15 protein-coding genes are annotated in these 18,741 nt (G+C 65.9%); 7 read left to right on the forward strand and 8 right to left on the reverse strand.

Annotated elements, in window-relative coordinates; genetic code table 11:
• Positions 1–2 precede the first annotated feature (2 nt).
• The 4 genes from ACN9MY_RS05170 to ACN9MY_RS05185 all read right to left on the reverse strand — a co-directional run bounded on the left by ACN9MY_RS05170 (position 3) and on the right by ACN9MY_RS05185 (position 2,990).
• Positions 3–446 carry a thioesterase family protein gene (locus ACN9MY_RS05170; RefSeq protein ID WP_426168106.1) on the reverse strand — a complete coding sequence of 148 codons (444 nt, stop codon included), beginning with the start codon at positions 444–446 and terminating at the stop codon, positions 3–5.
• A 62-nt stretch (positions 447–508) separates the two neighbouring features.
• The gene (locus tag ACN9MY_RS05175; protein ID WP_426168108.1) at positions 509–1,768 is read right to left on the reverse strand and encodes a PQQ-dependent sugar dehydrogenase; all 1,260 of its coding nucleotides are present in this window, start codon (positions 1,766–1,768) and stop codon (positions 509–511) included.
• Between the two features lie 66 nt (positions 1,769–1,834).
• Positions 1,835–2,533 (reverse strand): dienelactone hydrolase family protein, encoded by a 699-nt coding sequence (locus ACN9MY_RS05180; RefSeq protein WP_426320926.1) that lies wholly within the window; start codon positions 2,531–2,533, stop codon positions 1,835–1,837.
• A gap of 4 nt (positions 2,534–2,537) precedes the next feature.
• Positions 2,538–2,990 carry a host attachment protein gene (locus ACN9MY_RS05185; protein ID WP_426168112.1) on the reverse strand — a complete coding sequence of 151 codons (453 nt, stop codon included), beginning with the start codon at positions 2,988–2,990 and terminating at the stop codon, positions 2,538–2,540.
• 114 nt (positions 2,991–3,104) lie between these two features.
• On the opposite strand from ACN9MY_RS05185, the gene ACN9MY_RS05190 reads away from it, so the two are divergent.
• Positions 3,105–5,936 (forward strand): bifunctional diguanylate cyclase/phosphodiesterase, encoded by a 2,832-nt coding sequence (locus ACN9MY_RS05190; RefSeq protein WP_426336921.1) that lies wholly within the window; start codon positions 3,105–3,107, stop codon positions 5,934–5,936.
• On the opposite strand, the gene ACN9MY_RS05195 is transcribed toward ACN9MY_RS05190, so the two are convergent.
• Entirely contained in the window at positions 5,917–7,524 is a 1,608-nt protein-coding gene (locus ACN9MY_RS05195; protein WP_426336922.1) for a M28 family peptidase, read from the reverse strand. The two genes, ACN9MY_RS05190 and ACN9MY_RS05195, sit on opposite strands and share 20 nt — an antisense overlap.
• Before the next feature lie 57 nt (positions 7,525–7,581).
• On the opposite strand from ACN9MY_RS05195, the gene ACN9MY_RS05200 reads away from it, so the two are divergent.
• The 5 genes from ACN9MY_RS05200 to ACN9MY_RS05220 all read left to right on the forward strand — a co-directional run bounded on the left by ACN9MY_RS05200 (position 7,582) and on the right by ACN9MY_RS05220 (position 12,983).
• Positions 7,582–8,391 (forward strand): SDR family oxidoreductase, encoded by an 810-nt coding sequence (locus tag ACN9MY_RS05200; protein ID WP_426168118.1) that lies wholly within the window; start codon positions 7,582–7,584, stop codon positions 8,389–8,391.
• A 166-nt stretch (positions 8,392–8,557) separates the two neighbouring features.
• A complete protein-coding gene (locus tag ACN9MY_RS05205; RefSeq protein ID WP_426168120.1) occupies positions 8,558–10,714 on the forward strand; it encodes a DEAD/DEAH box helicase in 2,157 nt (718 codons plus the stop codon).
• Between the two features lie 154 nt (positions 10,715–10,868).
• Positions 10,869–11,786 (forward strand): alpha/beta hydrolase, encoded by a 918-nt coding sequence (locus ACN9MY_RS05210; protein ID WP_426168123.1) that lies wholly within the window; start codon positions 10,869–10,871, stop codon positions 11,784–11,786.
• Positions 11,786–12,232, forward strand: coding sequence for an AAA family ATPase (locus tag ACN9MY_RS05215; RefSeq protein ID WP_426336923.1), 447 nt, complete (start codon positions 11,786–11,788; stop codon positions 12,230–12,232). The genes ACN9MY_RS05210 and ACN9MY_RS05215 overlap by 1 nt, the downstream gene beginning before the upstream one ends.
• The gene (locus ACN9MY_RS05220) at positions 12,222–12,983 is read left to right on the forward strand and encodes a tRNA(His) guanylyltransferase Thg1 family protein (RefSeq protein WP_426168127.1); all 762 of its coding nucleotides are present in this window, start codon (positions 12,222–12,224) and stop codon (positions 12,981–12,983) included. The genes ACN9MY_RS05215 and ACN9MY_RS05220 overlap by 11 nt, the downstream gene beginning before the upstream one ends.
• Before the next feature lie 326 nt (positions 12,984–13,309).
• Here ACN9MY_RS05220 and ACN9MY_RS05225 read toward each other — a convergent pair whose 3' ends face one another.
• Both ACN9MY_RS05225 and ACN9MY_RS05230 read right to left on the reverse strand, forming a co-directional pair.
• Positions 13,310–13,630, reverse strand: coding sequence for a nucleotide pyrophosphohydrolase (locus ACN9MY_RS05225; RefSeq protein WP_426320934.1), 321 nt, complete (start codon positions 13,628–13,630; stop codon positions 13,310–13,312).
• The gene (locus tag ACN9MY_RS05230; protein ID WP_426168131.1) at positions 13,627–14,076 is read right to left on the reverse strand and encodes a GNAT family N-acetyltransferase; all 450 of its coding nucleotides are present in this window, start codon (positions 14,074–14,076) and stop codon (positions 13,627–13,629) included. The genes ACN9MY_RS05225 and ACN9MY_RS05230 overlap by 4 nt, the downstream gene beginning before the upstream one ends.
• 70 nt (positions 14,077–14,146) lie before the next feature.
• Between ACN9MY_RS05230 and pepN the strand changes: the two genes are divergently transcribed.
• Entirely contained in the window at positions 14,147–16,801 is a 2,655-nt protein-coding gene (gene pepN / locus ACN9MY_RS05235) for an aminopeptidase N (protein WP_426336924.1), read from the forward strand.
• Here the strand turns inward: pepN and ACN9MY_RS05240 are convergent.
• The gene (locus ACN9MY_RS05240; protein WP_426336925.1) at positions 16,798–18,666 is read right to left on the reverse strand and encodes a putative bifunctional diguanylate cyclase/phosphodiesterase; all 1,869 of its coding nucleotides are present in this window, start codon (positions 18,664–18,666) and stop codon (positions 16,798–16,800) included. The two genes, pepN and ACN9MY_RS05240, sit on opposite strands and share 4 nt — an antisense overlap.
• Positions 18,667–18,741 lie beyond the last annotated feature (75 nt).

An 18,741-nucleotide genomic window follows, 5' to 3' on the forward strand; every position in this document is an offset into this window, starting at 1 on the left:
GCTCAGTCGATCCAGTTCACGCGGCTGAACTTGGCGCGGAAGTCGTCCGGCATCGGCACCACCTGGCTGTGGCGGTAGTGGTAGAACACGAAGCCTTGCTTGGCCATGGCAACAAGCGTGCCATCGGCCGGACGGGTGATGCGGAAGATGACGTCGCCGCCATACTTGTTGAAATCCATCACGCCTACCTCGAACAGCAGCTGGTCGCGCGCGTGCGCTTCGGCGCGGTAGGTGGTGGCCAGGTCGGTGACGATGATGCCGGTGCCGTCGGCTTCCGTTTCCTGCACGCCGAACTCGAACAGGAAGCGCGCCCGCGCTTCCGAGATCATGGAAATCATCGAGTCGTTGCCGAGGTGGTTGGCGCCGTTGATGTCGGTCACGCGGACCGTCAGCTGGGTCGAAAAGCAGAATTGGTCTTCCGGGAACGCAAGCGTCAGTCTGGCCATGTCTTTCGCGGGCTGGTGGGAAAGCGCCCATTGTAGCGCGCCTTCGCCACCGGGACCGGTCCTTACGGTTTGCGGATGATCTGGTACACCTTGCCGGATTCGCTCAGCATGTACAGCTCGCCCGCGGCATCCTGGCCGAAGGCCGGGACCTGGCCGATATCGCCCACCGCCCAGTCTTTCGCTTCGCTGACTGCGCCGTTGCTATACAGGAAGCTCTTCAGGAAGCCCTTGCAATAATCCGAATAGAGGTAGCGGCCGGCCAGTTCCGGCAAGGCCGTGCCGCGGTAGACAAAGCCGCCGGTGATCGAACAGCCGTTGGCATTGTTGCTGCCGTGGTCGTACTCGAAGACGGGCAGGGTCAGTCCTTGCTGGGAACATGTGCTGGCGTTGTAGCAACTGGTCCCTTCCATGGTGTTCCAGCCGTAGTTGACTGCCTTGGCGCCGGCCGCCACCACGTCGACTTCCTCCTTCAAGGCCTGGCCGACGTCGGCAATGTACAGCGACGATGTCGTGTTGTCGAAGGCGAAGCGCCAAGGGTTGCGCAAGCCGTAGGCCCAGATTTCGCCACGCTTGCCGGCCTGGCCGACAAAGGGATTGTCGGCCGGCACGTTATACAGCGGCGCCACCACGTCGTCCACCTTCAGGCGCAGCAGCTTGCCCAGCAGGGAGTCGAGGTTTTGCGCATTGCCGCTCGGGTCGCCAGCGCCGCCGCCGTCGCCGGTGCCGGCATACAGGTAGCCGTCGGCGCCGAAGGCCAGCATGCCGCCCATGTGGTTGGTATACGTCGGGTGCGGGATGGTGATGATGCGCTTGAGCGAGTTGGCGTCGGCCACGTTGGCATCGGCCGAGACTTTCACTTCGTCGATGGCGATGTTGCTGAACTTGTCCGTGTAATAGATGTAGAAGCGGCCGGTCTGGGCGTAGTTCGGATGGAAGGCCATCGACAGCAGGCCGCCTTCGCCGTCCGTGCTGAGCAGGCCGGTCAAGTCGAGGAACGGCGTGCTGCGCAGCGTGCCGTCGCTGCCGAGGATGCGGATGCGGCCCGGGCGCTCGACAATGAAGCGGCGCGCATCGCCAGCCGGTGCGGTCAGCAACAGGGGAGTGCTGAGGCCGCTTGCCACTTCCTTCACGGCCAGCGCGAAGGCCGGCTTCGGCGGTTCCGGCGGCGGTGGCGCCGGTTGCGTCACGGGGGGCGAACTGCCACCGCCGCCGCCACCGCAAGCTGCCAGCAGCGCGGCCATCAAGGTTGCAGCCAGCGTGCTGGCCGGGGACACAGCGAGGGCCGCAGGCGCGGGCCGGGAATTCAGGTCATCAGCCATCATTTCCTCCGGTTGGGTTAGCAGCCAACTTTAGGACTGCCCAACTGCGCCATCTGTGCGGGAACGCACTTACTGGTTTTCACTTAAAAACAGCAGGGTGTGGCCATGCGCTTCGGCGGCGCTGGGCTGGTGGTAGCTGTTGCGGTGGTTGCAGTTGAAGCCGTGTTCGGCGTCCGGGTAGAGGTGGATTTCAACCTGTTCGCGCGCGCCGAAACGCTCGGCCACCTGGCGCACGGCCTCCAGCGGGATGTGGGCGTCGCGCCCGCCAAAGTGCAGCAGCAGCGGCGCGCGGATGTCGTCGGCGCGCTCCAGGCAATGCTGGATGCCGCCGCCGTAGTAGGCGACCGCATGCTCGGCGTGGTCATTGGCCAGGGCCAGGTAGGCCATGCGGCCGCCCCAGCAATAGCCCAGCGCGGCCAGCCGGCCTGCGGCGCCGGGCGTGGCGCGCAGTGCAGCCGCGGCAGCGCCGATGTCGGCCTGGGCCTGCGCCACGTCGGTGCGCTGCATGCACTGGGCGGCGCGGCCCCAGTCCGCCTCGTCATAGCCGAACTCCAGGCGCTTGCCCTGGCGCCAGAACAGGTCGGGCGCCAGCACTACATAGCCGTCGGCCGCATATTGCTCGGCCACCGCGCGGATGTGGGCGTTGACGCCGAAGATTTCCTGCAGCAAGAGCAGGGCGGGGCCGTGGCCGCTGCGCGGCAGGGCCAGGAAGGCGTCGAAGGCGCCGTCCGGGCCCTGCACCGTGACCCATTGCGTGCTGAGGTCCATGGCCTTAGCCGCCTTGCTGCGGCCGGGCCAGCGCCTGCAGGCAGGCATCGAGGTCCTGGCGCGCAAAGGCCGACACGTTCTTGGCCACTTCGGCCGTGACCAGCTTGCGGGTCTGCTTGTCCAGGCTGTCGCGCAGCAGGCCCAGGAAGCGCGGCGCGGCCACCAGGGCCAGGTGCTGGAAGCGGTCCTGGGCGGCGGCCGTATCGAGCCGGTGCCCGATTTCGCGCGCGAACTGGCGCACCTCGTGCTGCACCGGTTCTTCCACCCGCGGCGCGGTGTGGCCGCGCCCTTCGGGGCCGAAATACTGGCCGTGGCCGTCGGAAGCCAGCTGGCGGTTGTCGGCGCGTCCCAGCGGGTTGGCCAGGTCTTCGATCTCTTCGGCCGGCAACTGGCCGTCGCGCAATTGGAAGATGCGGGCGTGGCTGCTGTCAGCCACGACGATCCAGGTGTTTTCCATGGTCGCCTCCTCGTGGTGTGGGCAGCCCAGTATAGGCCGCTGCCGCAGCGCTTGGCGCGCGTGAGCCGGGCGGAAAATGTTTCCATATGGCATTAAATGGCCGACCGTGCGACAATGGTAAGCTGGCAAGGCGAAGGCAGGGACACGATGGACGATCCGATCAGCGCAGCATCACGGCAACCGTTCCGCACGCGCACGGCGGTGCTGGCGCTGCTGTGCGGCTTCGGCCTGACCGGCGTCCTGTTTGCCGGCGTCAGCCGGCTGGAGGCGCAGCGCGCGCAACTGGCTTTCGAGCAGCGCGTGCAGGCGCGCGCTTTCGTGCTGCGCGAGGGCATCGGCAGCGCCCTGGCCAGCCTGCATGCGGTCAACCAGCTGTTCGTGGCCCGCCCCGGCGCCAGCCGCGAGGAATTCCATCGCTTCGTCACGCCGCTGCTGGCGCGCCGGCCCTATGTGCTGGGCATCAGCTACCTGCGCTACATCGAGCACGCCGAACGGCCGGCCTTCGAGGCCGGGCTGCAGGCGGTGCAGCCCGGCGCCACGGTGCGCGAGCTGCGCGCTGGCGCGGCGCAGCCGGCCGCCGAGCGGCCGCGCTACCGGGTGATCGACTACATCGAACCGCTGGCCGGCAACGAAGCGGCGCTCGGCCTCGATACCCTGTTTCCCGGCCGCGACGACGGCGCGCGCCAGCGCGCCTATGCCAGCGGCGCCCCGGCGGCCGGGCCGCTGGTGCAACTGGCGCAGCGCGACGGCGCGCGCCAGCGCCTTGGCGTGGTGGTGGCGATGCCCTTGTACGCCGGCGCCGCGCCGGGCGGCACGGTGATTGGCGAGACGGCACTGACCTTGCAGCCGGGCGCAATGATCGAGAAGATCTTCGCCAGCGCCGGGCCAGACGCCGGCGCGCTCGACCTGCAGGTGTATGCCAGCGCCGAACCCGATCCGGCAGCCCTGGTGTACGATGCGGCGCCGGCCCCATCGCATGGCGGCCTGTCCCTGCCGGCCTGGCTGTACCCGGCCCGCACGGCGCCGCTGCAGCTGGCGCTCGACGTGGCGGGCTCGCGCTGGCTGATGGTGGCCACGCCCGGCGCGCGCATCCTGGCCAGCGAGCACCTGGCTTCGCTGTCCACGCTGGCGCTGGGCGTGCTGATTACCCTGATCGGCTCGGCCTTCATCGACTCGCTCAAGCGCCGCAAGCTGCTGATCCAGCAGCGCGTGGCCACGCGCACGGCGGAACTGAAGGCGGCCAACCAGGCCTTGTTGCTGCGCCAGCGCGCCATCGAGTCGAGCACCCATGCGGTGATGATCACGGCGGCCGAACCGCACAACCCAATCGTGTACGTGAACCCGGCGTATGAACGCATCACCGGCTACCGCGCGCAGGAAGCGCTGGGCCGCAGCCCGCGCGTGCTGTTTGGCGATGACCTCGACCAGCCCGGCATCGACGAGCTGCGGGCGGCGATCCGCGAGCAGCGCGACGGCCACGCGGTGCTGCGCTGTTACCGCAAGGACGGCAGCCAGTACTGGAACGACGTGGTGATGTCGCCGGTGCGCGACGAGCACGGCGTGGTGGTGAACTTCATCTCGATCCAGCACGACATCACCGCCATCAAGGCCTATGAGTCGGAGCTGGAACACCGCTCGACCCACGATGCGCTGACCGGCCTGCCCAACCGCGTGCTGCTGCAGGACCGGCTGGCGCAGACCATCCAGCACTCGGGACGCAAGGGGCATGAACTGTGGCTGGTGTCGATCGACCTTGATCGCTTCAAGTTCACCAACAGCCGCCTGGGCCACAAGGGCGGCGACCGCCTGCTGCAGATCGTGGCGGCGCGGCTGCAGGCGGCCGTGCGGCCGGTCGACACGGTGGCGCGCCTGGGCGGGGACGAGTTTGCGCTGCTGCTGTTACCGGAACGGGGCGGCCTGGCGCCGCGCGCCGAACAGCTGCAGCGCGTGCTGGACAGCCTGGCGGCGCCGCTGGTGCTCGATGGCACCGAGCTGTTCCTGACCGCCAGCGCCGGCATCGCCGTGTTCCCGACCGACAGCAAGGAACCCGGCGTGCTGGCCGAGCGGGCCGACATCGCCATGTTCCGCGCCAAGGAAATGGGCGGCAACCAGTACCAGTTCTACACCGCGGCCCTGAACGAGCGCCTGGGCGAGCGGCTGCGCATCGAAAGCGCGCTGCGCACGGCGCTGGAGCGGCGCGAGTTCGAGCTGCATTACCAGCCCCAGGTCGACTGCGCCAGCGGCCGCATCATGGGCATGGAGGCGCTGATCCGCTGGCGCCATCCGGAAATGGGCATGGTGGCGCCCAACCGCTTCATCCCGCTGGCGGAGGAGACCGGCCAGATCCTGGCCGTCGGCCACTGGGTGCTGCGCACCGCCTGCCGCCAGCTGCGCGACTGGCAGCGCGACGGGCGCAAGCACTTGCGCATCGCCGTCAACGTCTCGGCGCGCCAGCTGGCAGAGCCGGACTTCGTGCAGGGCGTGGCGGAGGTGCTGGCCGATACCGGCCTGGCGCCGCACTGCCTGGAGCTGGAACTGACCGAGAGCGCCGTGATGAACGACGTGGCGCACGCCATGGCCGTCATGCACGCATTGAAGAAGCTGGGCGTGAAGCTGGCGATCGACGACTTCGGCACCGGCTATTCCTCGCTGGCGCACCTGAAGCGCTTCGAGATCGACGTGCTGAAGATCGACCAGACCTTCGTGCGCGACCTGACGGTCGATCCCGACGATGCCGCCATCGTCACCACCATCATCGCGCTGGCCCGCAACCTGGGGCTGGAACTGATCTCGGAAGGGGTGGAGACGCAGGAACAGCTGGACTTCCTGCGCCGCCATGGCTGCCGCCACATGCAGGGCTACTTCTTCGGCCGGCCGCTGCCGGCCGAAGGCTTCCTCGCCCTGCTGCAGCAGGATGAAGCGGCGGCTAGCGCTTCACAAAGCTGAACGGGTCGCCTTTCTTCCAGGCCGGCATGGCCTTGCCGTTGGCGACTTCATAGCCCAGGTTCAGGGTGAACTGGGCTTGCTGCACCATGCCCGACAAATCCCAGCTGGCATGGTATTCGTCCTTGACGCTGTGGTAGTCGCGCTTGAAGGCGACGATGCTGGCGGCCGAGGCATCGTGCGCATGCTCGAACTCGAAGTGGCCGTCGCCGGAGAACACGGCGGAACCGACGTTAAAGGCCGGCACGCCCGCCTTGGCGAACTGGAAGTGGTCGGCGCGGAAGTAGGCGCCCGACAGGTCGGGGATCGGCGGCGCCAGTTTCAGGCCCATCTGCCTGGCCACCTTGGCCGCGCTGTCATGCAGCGAGCTGCGCTCGGCGCCGGCCACGCCGATGTCCCTGGTGCGGCCGGCAAAATTCATCGAATCGAGGTTCAGGTCGGCCAGCGTGCGCTTGAGCGGGAAGGCCGGGTTGGCGACGTAGGCCTGCGCGCCGTGCATGCCCACTTCCTCGGCGGCCGGCCACAGGAAGACTTGCGAGCGCTTGGCCGGTTTCTGCACCGCGGCGGCAGCCATCGCCAGCAGGGCGGCGGCGCCGGAACCGTTGTCGATGGCGCCGTTGTAGATGCGGTCCGTGCCGTCGGCCTTGCCCAGATGGTCCCAGTGCGCGGAATAGACCACCGCCTGGTCCCTCAGTGTCGGGTCGCTGCCGGGCACGATGCCGACCACGTTGAACTGCTCGACCTGGCGCACGCTGGAGCGGATTTCGCTGTGGGCGCTGATGTTCAGGACCACCGGGCGGAAGTCGCGGCGTTCGGCGGCGGCGCGCAGGGCGTCCAGCTCGAAGCCGGCAGCCCTGAACAGGGTGCGCGTGTAGTCTTCGGACAGCCAGCCTTCAACCAGGTTGCCGCCGCCGGGCGCATGGAAGCGTTCCAGCGAGAAGCTGGTGGCGGGGACGTTCCAGCCATAGGCGGCCGATGGCGTGGTGTGGATCAGCAGCGCGCCGGCGGCGCCGCGGCGCACCGCTTCTTCGTACTTGTACATCCAGCGGCCGTAATAGGTGTAGCCTTTGCCGGCAAAGCGGTTCGGTTCTTCGGCGGTGGGCTGCGGGTCGTTGACCATCATGACCAGGATCTTGCCCTTGACGTCGGCGTCCTTGTAGTCGTTCCAGTTTTCCTCCGGCGCGATGGCGCCGTAGCCGACGAACACCAGCGGCGCATCGAATATCACTTCGGCGCGGCCGCTGCCGGTGCCGATCAGGACGTCCTCGCCCAGGCGCGGCTTCAGGGTGCTGGCGCCGGCAGAGAATGTGATCGAACTGCCGGGCTGCAGGCGGGTGCCCTGGAACCTCACCGGCTGGCGATAGGAGCCGTCGGCCAGCGGCTGCAGGCCGATGGCCGCGGCCTGGGTCTCCAGGTAGCGCACTGCCAGGTCGCCGCCGCGCTGGCCGGTGCCGCGGCCCTCGAGCAGGTCGTCGGCGAGGAAGGAAAGGTGGGCGCGCAGCGGCGCTTCCTTGACGGTTGGCGCTTGCTGCGCTGCGGCAGAAGCGGCCGCCAGCAGCAGGCTGGCAGGGATCAGGTACTTGGTATGCATGGCGGGGATCTTACCCCATAATGGAGCGCATTCCCGGCGTCGAAACAAAGGAGATACATGGAAGTCATTATCATCACCGGCGCATCCGACGGCATCGGAGCAGAAATGGCGCGCCAGCTGGCGCGCACGCGCGGCAAGGATGTGGCACTGGTGCTGGCCGCGCGCAACGAGGCCGCCCTGCAGGCGGTGGCTGCCGACTGCGGCGGCGCCGGCGCGGCAACGCTGGTGGCGGCCACCGACGTGGCGCAGCAGGACCAGTGCCGCCACCTGGTAGCTGCCGCGGTGGAACGCTTCGGCCGCATCGACGCCCTGGTCAACAACGCCGGCCGCTCGGCCCACGCCCTGTTCGAGGACGTGACGGACCTGGGCTGGTATGAAGACCTGATGAAAGTGAACCTGTGGGGCGCCATCTGGTGCACCCACGCCGCGCTGCCATACCTGAAGGCGTCGCAGGGCAGGATCGTGGCCGTGTCGTCGCTGGCCGGGCTGGTTGGCGTGCCGGGGCGCACGGCCTACGGCGCCACCAAATTCGCCATGGCGGGCTTCTTCGAGGCACTGCGGGCGGAAATGAAGCAGCATGGCGTCAGCGTGACCACCGCCTATCCGGGCGTGGTGGATACCCAGATCCGTTATCGAGGTTATAACGCTGCCGGCGGGGAACTGGGCAGGAGCAGCCTGCGCGAGGACGATGCGATGCCGGTGGCTGAATGCGCGCAGCTGATTATCGATGGGATGGCGGGCCGCCGGCGCGAGGTGGTGATGACGGCCAAGGGCAAGCTGGGACGCTGGCTCAAGCTGCTGGCGCCGGGGCTGATCGAGAAAATGGCCCTGAATGCGCTGAAGGATGATGTGAAGCCGCACACCTGAAAACCGGCAAAGCGGTGTCTGACCCGCAGGGTCAGACACCTGGCCTGCGGCGGCCGCGTGTTGGTGTCTGACCCTGTGGGTCGGACACCGGGGTGCCGGTTTAAAAGGGTAAAATAGCGCTTTCCGTCGCATCAGGCGATACAACAATAACCTCACGAGTGCCGCCATGTCTGACACCCTGTTTACCGATTTGAACCTCAGCGCCCCCATTTTGAAGGCGCTGAAAGAAGTAGGCTACGAGACCCCGTCTCCGATCCAGGCCTCCACCATCCCGTACCTGCTGGAAAACCGCGACGTGCTGGGCACCGCGCAAACCGGCACCGGCAAGACCGCCGCTTTTGCGCTGCCGATCTTGTCGCGGATCGACATCAAGCAGGCCGCGCCGCAGGCGCTGGTGCTGGCGCCGACCCGCGAACTGGCGATCCAGGTAGCCGAAGCCTTCCAGCGCTACGCCACCCACATCCCGAAATTCCACGTGCTGCCGATCTACGGCGGCCAGTCCTACGGCCCGCAGTTGCAGGCGCTGCGCCGCGGCGTGCACGTGGTGGTCGGCACCCCTGGCCGCGTCATCGACCACCTGGAAAAGGGCTCGCTCGACCTGTCGCAGCTGAAAACCCTGGTGCTGGACGAAGCGGACGAGATGCTGCGCATGGGCTTCATCGAGGACGTCGAGCGCATCCTGCAGGAGACCCCTGAATCGCGCCAGACCGCGCTGTTCTCGGCCACCATGCCGGCCCAGGTCAAACGCATCGCCACCACCTACCTGAACGACCCGGCCGAAGTGATGGTGGCGGCCAAGACCACCACCAACACCAATATCCGCCAGCGCTACTGGCTGGTGTCCGGCATGCACAAGCTGGACGCGTTGACCCGCATCCTGGAAGCGGAGCCGTTCGACGGCATGATCATCTTCTCGCGCACCAAGATCGGCACCGAGGAACTGGCTGAGCGCCTGCAGGCGCGCGGCTTCTCGGCCGGCGCCATCAACGGCGACATGCAGCAGGCGGCGCGCGAGCGCATCATCGGCCAGCTCAAGGACGGCAAGATCGACATCCTGGTCGCCACCGACGTTGCCGCGCGCGGCCTGGACGTGGAGCGCATTTCGCACGTGGTCAACTACGACGTGCCGTACGACCCGGAAAGCTACACCCACCGCATCGGCCGCACCGGCCGCGCGGGCCGCAGCGGCGAGGCGATCCTGTTCATCACGCCGCGCGAGCGCAACCTGTTGAAACTGATCGAGCGCACGACGCGCCAGCCGGTCACGCCGATGACGTTGCCGACGCTGCAGGCGGTCAACGACGTCCGCATCAGCAAGTTCAAGGACCAGATCACCGACACCCTGGCGCAGGAAGGCCTGTCCTTCTTCGAAAACCTGGTGCGCGAATATGAGGCAGAACACAATATCCCGGCGGTGGAGGTGGCAGCCGCGCTGGCAATGATGGCCTGCGGTGGCAAGCCGTTGCTGCTGGACAAGTCGCGCGAAAAAGGCTGGCATGAAGACGGCGCGCCACGCCAGGAAGGCCAGGGCCAGGGCCGCGAGCCGCGTGAACCGCGTGAGCCACGTGAGCCGCGTCCGAAGAAGGAGCGCATCGAGCGCGAGCCGGAGCAGGGCATGGCGACCTACCGCGTGGAAGTGGGCTACCAGCACGGCGTCAAGCCGGGCAACATCGTCGGCGCCATCGCCAACGAAGGCGGCATCGATTCCAAGTTCATCGGCCGCATTGAAATCTACGACGACTACTCGCTGCTGGACATGCCGGCCGACCTGCTGCCGGGCGACATCGATGCGATTGCCGCGCTGCGCGTTGCAGGCCAGGCATTGCGCATTCACCGCGACGGCGAAACGCCGCCACCGGCGCCAGCCGCCAAGGCGCCACGCGCAGCCAAGCCTGAGCGCGCCGAGCGCCCGGAACGCGCCGCGCCACCGCTGTCCGAACGCGCCGATGACGACGAGCCGATGTTCGAGGAAGCACCCAAGCGCAAGAAGAAGGACAAGGCCGCGGCAGGCGAGGGTGCGCCAATGCCAATGCGCGCCTACCGCGTGGAAGTCGGTTCGGGGGATGGCGTCAATGCCGGCAATCTGGTTGGCGCCATCGCCAATGAGAGCGGCCTCGAGTCGCGCTTCATCGGTCGCATCGAAATCCTCGAAGACCATGCCTTCGTCGAGATGCCGGACGGCATGCCGGACGACATCTTCAAGCACCTGCGCAAAGTCTGGGTCGGCGGCAAGCAGCTGAAAATGTCGCTGGCCGACGCCATGCCGCCGATGTCAGGCAAGCACACCCCGCCGAAAAAGCCGGTAGCCAAGCCGAAGCGCTGATCCACGTCGAAACGACCGGGCCTGGCGAGTCGCCTGGCCCCCTTCTCTGGAGCCCCTGAACCGCGCCGACAATAGCGGCGTCAACCAGGCTTGTTGCCGAATTGGCCATCCACAAGCTATGCTGCTGGCTGTTCCGGACTTCACCGAGATAGCCATGCACAAACTGATCCGCCATTCCCTGTGCGCCGCCGTGGGTGCCGCCGCTGTCGGTGCGTCCGCTGCGCCGGCCGACGCCGTGGTCACCAAGCCCATGGACTTGCAGGATTACCTCGCGCTGAAGGGGCCCGCGCCGGACAAGCGAGTTATGTACGGCCCCTCGCCAAGCCAGTACGTTGAGCTGTTCAAGCCGGCAGGCCCCGGCCCGCACCCCGTCGTCGTACTGATCCACGGTGGCTGCTGGACTGTGCACTTCGGCGGCATCGAGCAGATGCGCAATATGGCGGGCGCGCTGACCCGGCAAGGCATCGCGGTCTGGAACGTGGAATACCGCCGCTACGATGAAGACGGCGGCGGCTATCCCGGCATGTACCAGGACGTGGCCACCGCTGTGGACTTGCTGAAGCACGAAGCCAAGTCCAGTGCCCTGGACCTGAGCCGCATCGTCGCAGTCGGCCATTCCGCCGGCGGCCACCTTGCACAGTGGGCGGTCTCACGCCACAAGCTGCCCGAGTGGAGCCCTGCCTGGGCGCCGCAGCCGCTGAAGATCAACACCGTCATCAGCCTCGGCGGCCTGGCCGACCTGCGCAACGAAGCCGCCCTGATCCGGCGCACCTGCGATCGCGAGACCGCTCAGATTGCCGGCCTGCCGAGCGCTTCGCGCCCCGACGTTTTCGCCGACACCTCGCCGGCTGAAATGCTTCCGGCCGGAGTGAACACGATCCTGATCCACGGCGAGCATGACGATATTTCGCCGGCCGTTACTGGAGAAAACTACGCCCGTCGCGCCAAGGCTGCGGGCGACTCAGCGGAGGTGCTGGTTCTGCCAGGCGGCAGCCACTACGACGAAGTCTCGGCCGACTCGAAAGCCTGGGGAATCGTCAATGCACAGATCCGCAAGGCGCTGGGATTCTGATGGAAGCGATCATGTTTGTCGGCATCCAGGCCTCCGGCAAATCGACCTTTTATAAAGAGCACTTCTTCAATTCCCACGTCCGCATCAGTAACGATTTGCTGAAAACGAAGAACAGGGAAAAACTGATGTTCGCGCTTTGCTTCGATACTGGAATGCCGCTGGTGATCGATAACACGAATGTCAGCAGGGAAGTGCGGGCGCGCTATATCGCGATGCTGAAGGAGCACGGCTATTGCATCAGGTGTTATTACTTCAAGAGCGACCTTGACCGGTCGCTTGAATGGAACGGCCAGCGACAAGGGGCCGAATGCATACCGCAGGTCGGCATCTTCAGCACTCACAAGCGGCTGGAAATCCCGGCGCGCGAGGAAGGCATTGATGAACTGTTCTACGTCGACTGGATTAACGGAGAACGTGTTGTAAAGGAATGGATTAGTGAAGTTTGATGAACTCGACGAATCAATGCGGGTGTATGAAACCGCGCATGACCAGTGCGTCCTGCCGGGCATCTATATGGTCGCGAGGATCGACGGCCGCAGTTTTACGCGCCTGACCAAGGAGCTTGCCGGCTTTGAGGCCCCGTTCGATGTCCGCTTCCGCGACTTGATGATCGAAACCACCAGGCATTTGATGAACTGCGGTTTCAAGGTCATCTACGGTTACACCGAGAGCGACGAAATCTCCCTGCTGTTCGACCCGGACATCAATGTCTTCGGCCGCAAGACCCGGAAATACAACTCTATCCTCGCCGGTGAAGCGTCCGCCAAATTCAGCCTGATGCTGGGGCAGTTGGGCGCCTTCGATTGCCGGATTTCGGAACTGCCCACCAAGCGCCTGGTGGTCGACTACTTCCGCTGGCGTAACGAAGATGCGCACCGCAACGCATTGAACGCCCACTGCTATTGGATGCTGCGCAAGGAAGGCGTGGAGCCGAACAGCGCCGCCGCAACGATTGCCGGCAAATCGCTCGCGGACAAAAACGAGCTGCTGTTTAGCCGCGGGATCAATTTCAACGAACTGCCGAACTGGCAGAAGCGCGGCGTAGGCCTGTATTGGGGCGTCGAAGAGAAAGCGGGTTTCAACCCGAAGGACAATGTGCCGGTCGTGTCGCACCGCCGCGCAATTGTGACGGACCTTGAACTCCCGATGCGCGACGAGTACAGCGCCTTCGTCGCAAACCTGATTGAAGGCGCATGATCCGCCAGCCTGGCATTTTTTGAGCTCAGGCGGAACTTCCGCCGCCCCCTCGGTTCTAAGCCCTTGCGAACAATCGGACGACTCTGATGGGCTCCTCTCAATTCCGAGGCCGGTCAACTTTGTTCGCAAAGCAGCTCAATGCTGCTTATCGCTGCTCATTCATTGCTCAAAGTTGCTCGTTCAATGCACGTTTTAGCTCGTTCGCTGCATATTTTTGCTCGTTTGCTGCTCGTTTTTGCTCTGAGTGCCGTCGAGTCATCTTGAGCACGATTAAGCGGCACTGGCGCAGTCAATGCGCGAGTAGCCGCTGTAGTCGCTGTGGCCGGTCAACTCTTTGGCGTTGGGTACTTAATGGCATTGAGCTCGATCTTTTCCAACGCCGCCGCGTGCAGGTCGACATCGAGCTTGTCGGCGATCTGCACCAGGTAAAGCAGCACGTCGGCCAGCTCATGGCGGATCGCCTCATGCTGGCCATCGGCCAGTTCGCCGGCGCGGCCGGTTGGCAGCCACTGGAAATGTTCGGCTAGTTCTGCCACTTCCACCGACAGCGCCATCGCCAGGTTCTTTGGCGTGTGGTACTGCTCCCAGTCGCGCGCAGCGGCAAAGGCACGGGTGCGCTCGCGCAGGTCCTGCAACGAGTCGCTCACGCCGTTTTCTCCATGAACACGCTCAAAGGATCGTCGCGGTAATCGCCATATGGCCCGCGCACACGGTAGCCCAGGCGCTCATACAAACCGATCGCTTCCGGCTGCGAAGGCCCGGTCTCCAGCATGAACTGGCGGCAGCCGCGCGCCAGCGCTTCCGTTTCCAGCATCCCGAGCAGGCGCTGCGCCACGCCCTGGCCGCGCGCGGACGGATGCACGAACATGCGCTTTACTTCCCCGTACTCCGGCGTCACCACGATGGCGCCGCAGCCCACCGCAGCGCCGTCGAGATTGCGCGCCACGGCAAACAGCACATTCGGCTGCAGCAGCGAATTCATGTCGAGCGCATACACGCTTTCCGGTGGATACAGCGACAGCTGGTAAGCATCCAGCAGGTCGATCAGGGCCACGACTTCGGGCTGGTTGGGGGTCTCGAGTTTGATGTCCATCGCCCAATGGTATCATCCCTGCGCCACCTGACCGGGGTCGGTCCGGGGCGAGACATGTCTAAGGATAACCATGAAATCGCTAGTTCCTCATGCCATTACACTGGCAGTCAGTGCTCTTGTCGCCACCAGCGGCATCGCGGCCGACAATAGCGCCATTACCCCGCGCGCTGAAAACCCTTACCTGAGCCAGGTCGATGCTGCCGCCCGCTCGGCGCGCGTGTCCAATGTCGCTTATGTCCTCGACTTCACGCTGACCGGCCAGGAAAGCTTCAGCAACACCACCACCGTCGCTTTCGACCTCAAAGACAACGCGCAGCCGCTGACGCTGGACCTGGACAAGGCCACCATCAAGCGCCTGGTGGTCAATGGCAAGCAGGTCGCCGCGCCGCAGTACAACAACTGGTTCATCACGCTGGCCGCCGCCGACCTGAAGGCAGGCCGCAACAGCGTTACCGTGGAATTCGAGCGCAAGCACAGCACCAATGGCGAGGGCCTGCACCGCATGGTCGACCCGGTCGATGGCCGCGTCTACACCTACTCGCACTTTGAACCGGCCGCCGCGCACCAGATGTTCGCGCTGTTCGACCAGCCGGACCTGAAGGCCACCTACCAGGTCAACGTCACCGCGCCTGCCGACTGGACCGTGGTGTCCACCACGCGCGAATCCAAAGTGGAAGACGTAGCCAACGGCAAGCGCTGGACCTTCCCTGTCTCCAAGATCCTCAGCCCTTACAACTTCTCCATGCACGCCGGTCCGTACAAGGTGTGGGAAGACGCTACCAGCGCCAAGTACCCGATGCGCCTGTTCGCGCGCCAGTCGGTGGCCGACCAGGTCGACCCGGCGCCGTGGTTCGAATACACGAAACAAGGCCTGGCCTGGTTTGACGACTACTTCGGCATTCCTTACCAGTACGGAAAATATGACCAGCTGCTGGTGCCGGACTTCCTGTATGGGGCGATGGAAAACGCCGGCGCGGTCACCTTCGCCGAACACTCCTTCCTGCACAAGGACAAGATGACCAGCGCCGAGAAGCACGACCTGGCCAGCGTCATCATGCACGAAATGGCGCACCAGTGGTTCGGCGACCTGGTCACCATGCAGTGGTGGAACGGCCTGTGGCTGAACGAGAGCTTCGCTTCCTTCATGGGCACCCTGGCTACCGCCGAAGCCACCGAATACAAGGACTCCGCCTGGCAGTATTTCTATTCGCAGGGCAAGTCGGACGCCTACGTGCAGGACCAGCGCGTCACCACCCACCCGATCGAAACCCCGGTGCCGTCGACCGCCAACGCCTTCGACAACATCGACGCCATCACCTACTCGAAAGGCGCTTCGACCCTGAAGCAGTTGCGCCACCTGCTGGGCGAAGAGACCTTCCGCAAGGGCGTGCATAACTACCTGGTCAAGTACCAGTTCAGTAACGCCAGACTGGATGACTTCATCGGCAGCCTGGCCGAAGCGGCCGGCCGCGACCTGGGCCAGTGGACCCAGGACTGGCTGTACCAGCCGGGCGTGAACACCATCACCGCCAACTACAGCTGCAAGGCCGGCAAGATCGACGCCTTCAGCCTGCAGCAAACGGCCGTGGCGCAATTCCCGACCCTGCGTGAACAGCGCGTGCAACTGGCCCTGATGCAGAAGCAGGGCAAGCAGCTGGATATTGCCAAGGTGCTGCCGGTGACCTACAAGGGCGCCAAGACGGACGTGCCGGAGCTGAAGGGCGCGGCTTGCCCGGACCTGGTCTACCCGAACTACCAGGACTGGGGCTTTGTGAAAGCCAAGCTCGATACCCGCTCCTTTGCCACCGCGCGCCAGGACGTGAGCAAGGTGGAAGACAAGCTGCTGCGCACCATGCTGTGGCACAGCATGTGGGACAACGTGCGCGACGGCGCGCTGCCGCTCAACGAATTCCTCGACACGGTGCTGGTCAACGCGCCGCAGGAAAAGGACTACGTGCTGCTGGGCGACGTGCTGGGCAAGATGGCCCAGTCGATCCGCTACCTGCGCACCATGTCGGCCGACGGCGCCTACACGCGCACCGTGGTAGGGCGCCTGGAAAAGATGGCGTGGCTGCAGGCCAAGGCCAGCAAGGGCGACTTCCAGCGCCGCTGGTTCGGCGCCTACCTTGGCACTGCCGGCAGCAAGGATTCGCTGGAGCGCATCGCCGCCATGCTGGACGGCCGCGAAAAGCTGGCCGGCCTGACCCTGAGCCAGGACCTGCGCTGGGACATGATCGCTGTCCTGAACCGCAAGGATTATCCGGGCGCCGAGGCGCGCATCGCCGCCGAGCAGGCCAAGGACAAATCCGACAGCGGCGAGCTGGCTGCCGTGGCAGCCCAGGCCGCACGCCCGGATGCCAAGGTGAAGCAGGAATGGCTGGCCAGGATCGGCGACACGCAGACCAAGCTGCCGTTCTCGCGCATCCGCACCGCGATGCATGCGCTGTATCCTTCCTCGCAGGTGGCGCTCAATGAGCAGAGCGCTGCGGCGCGCCTGGCCCAGTTGCCCGTGCTGGACAAGTCGGCCGGCCCGGTCTTCATGCGCGACTATGCAGGTGCCATGATCCCGGCCACCTGCACGGCGCAAAGCGTGCAGCGCCTGTCCGATACCGCAGCTGCCAACCCCGGCCTGAGCGCCGGCACCCGCCGCTCGCTGCTGGTGGCGCACCAGGAAGACCAGCGCTGCGTGGCGATCCGCAAGGCCCTGACGGTGAAGCTCAACTAGACGGCAGCCCCGGTGGAGAGCGCGGCCTGCGCAGCCAGCAGGTCGAGCAGCGCCGGCAGCGGCGCCGGACGGCCCAGCAGGTAGCCTTGCAGTGCATGGCAGCCGTGGGCCGCCAGGAAGTCGGCCTGGGCCTGCGTCTCCACCCCTTCCGCCACTACCCGCAAGCCCATCTGGCCGGCCATGGCCAGGATGGTCTGCACGATCACCACGTCGCTGGCGTCGTCCGGCATGTCCATGATGAAGCTGCGGTCGATCTTCAGCTCATACAGCGGCATGCGCTTCAGGTAGGCCAGGCTGGAATAGCCGGTGCCGAAATCGTCGATGGAAAAGCGCACCCCGAGCTCGGCCAGCTCGTTCATGCGCGCCACGATTTCATCCATTTTCTCCACCAGCAGGCCTTCCGTCACCTCCAGGATCAATAGCGCCGGTTCCATGCCGTGCTCCTGCAAGATCGTGCGCACCTGCTGCACGAAGTCGGCCTGGCGGAACTGCTGCGGGCTGACGTTGACCGACAGCGGCAAGGACAGGCCCAGCACCGACATGCGCTGCTGCGCCAGGCAGGCCTGCTTCAAGGCCCATAGCCCGAGAGGCACGATCAGGCCCGCTTCTTCCGCCAGTGGGATGAAGATGGCCGGCGACACCATGCCGCCCTCGTCGCGCTCCCAGCGCATCAGCAATTCGGCGCCGTGCAGCCGCCCCTGGCAATCGAACTGCGGCTGGAACACCACGTGCAGGCGGTCCTGCTCGATGGCCTGGCCCAGCTCGCGCTCCAGCGTCAGGCGCCGCTCGACTTCGGCCTGCATGGCCGCTTCGAAGAAGGCAATGCCGTTGCGGCCGGCGCCCTTGGCGCGGTACATCGCGGTATCGGCCTCGCGCAGCAGGTCGTCGGCCTGCTGGCCGTACCGTGGCAGCAGCGTGACGCCGATGCTGGCCGAGCAGCCGTAGCCCTGGCCGGCAATCTCGAACTCCTGCGCCAGCGCGGCGCGGATCTTTTCCGCTACCGCTTGCGCCGCATTGCCGGCCGCGGCCAGGTCGGGCGCCAGGTGCGCCAGCAGCACCACGAATTCGTCGCCGCCGATGCGCGCCACGGTGTCGCTCTTGCGCACCGCTTCCGACAGGCGCTGCGCGGCCAGCCGCAGCAAATGGTCGCCGGTGGCATGGCCGCGCGCATCGTTGATGGTCTTGAAGCGGTCGAGGTCGACAAACATCACGGCGCTGAACACCTGCTGGCGCTCGGAACTGGCCAACAGCCCGGCCAGGCGGTCCAGCAACAGGCGCCGGTTCGGCAGCCCGGTCAGCGGGTCGTAGAACGCCAGTTGCTCGCCTTCGGCCAGCGAGCGCGCCAGGTGGCGCAGCAGCACGCCGCAGCTCAGGGTGAGGATGCCGGCAATGAACAGGTAATTGAGCGCCACGATCGAAGCGCGCAAGGCGGCGTCGTCGGACAGGCCGACGGCTGCCGGATCGGGCGGCGGCGCAAAGCCGGTCAGCACGATGGCGACGGCGCCGGCCAGCAGCAGCCAGATGGCCGGCTTCAGGCCCACCAGCAGCGCGGCCAGGCAGGGCACCGCCAGCAGGTAGGTGTGCGCCACGGGACCGACCTGCAGCATCAGCGCCACGCCGACCGCGAAGGTAATCAGCAGGAACTGCATGGCGCGCACCGGGTAGGACACTACTTCCTGCAGCCGCCACAGGGCAGTCAGCCAGGACAGCGCAACCGCGTCGACCACCACCACGCCCCACAGCCCTTCGCGCAGCGATTGCACGATGCTTGGAATGGCCGTGGCCAGGCCCAGTACCAGCACAATCTGGACCAGGCGGGCAAAGATTTTTTCGCGCCAGTGGGTGATCTGGTCGGGGGCAGCCATGGGCTAGCTTCCTTGCTCTTCGGAACCTTGATGGTACGCCCAATGGCGGCTTGTGTCACGGCAGCCTCAGCGTGA

This window comes from Pseudoduganella sp. R-31 (assembly GCF_049913235.1).
Taxonomy (GTDB): Bacteria; Pseudomonadota; Gammaproteobacteria; order Burkholderiales; family Burkholderiaceae_D; genus Rugamonas.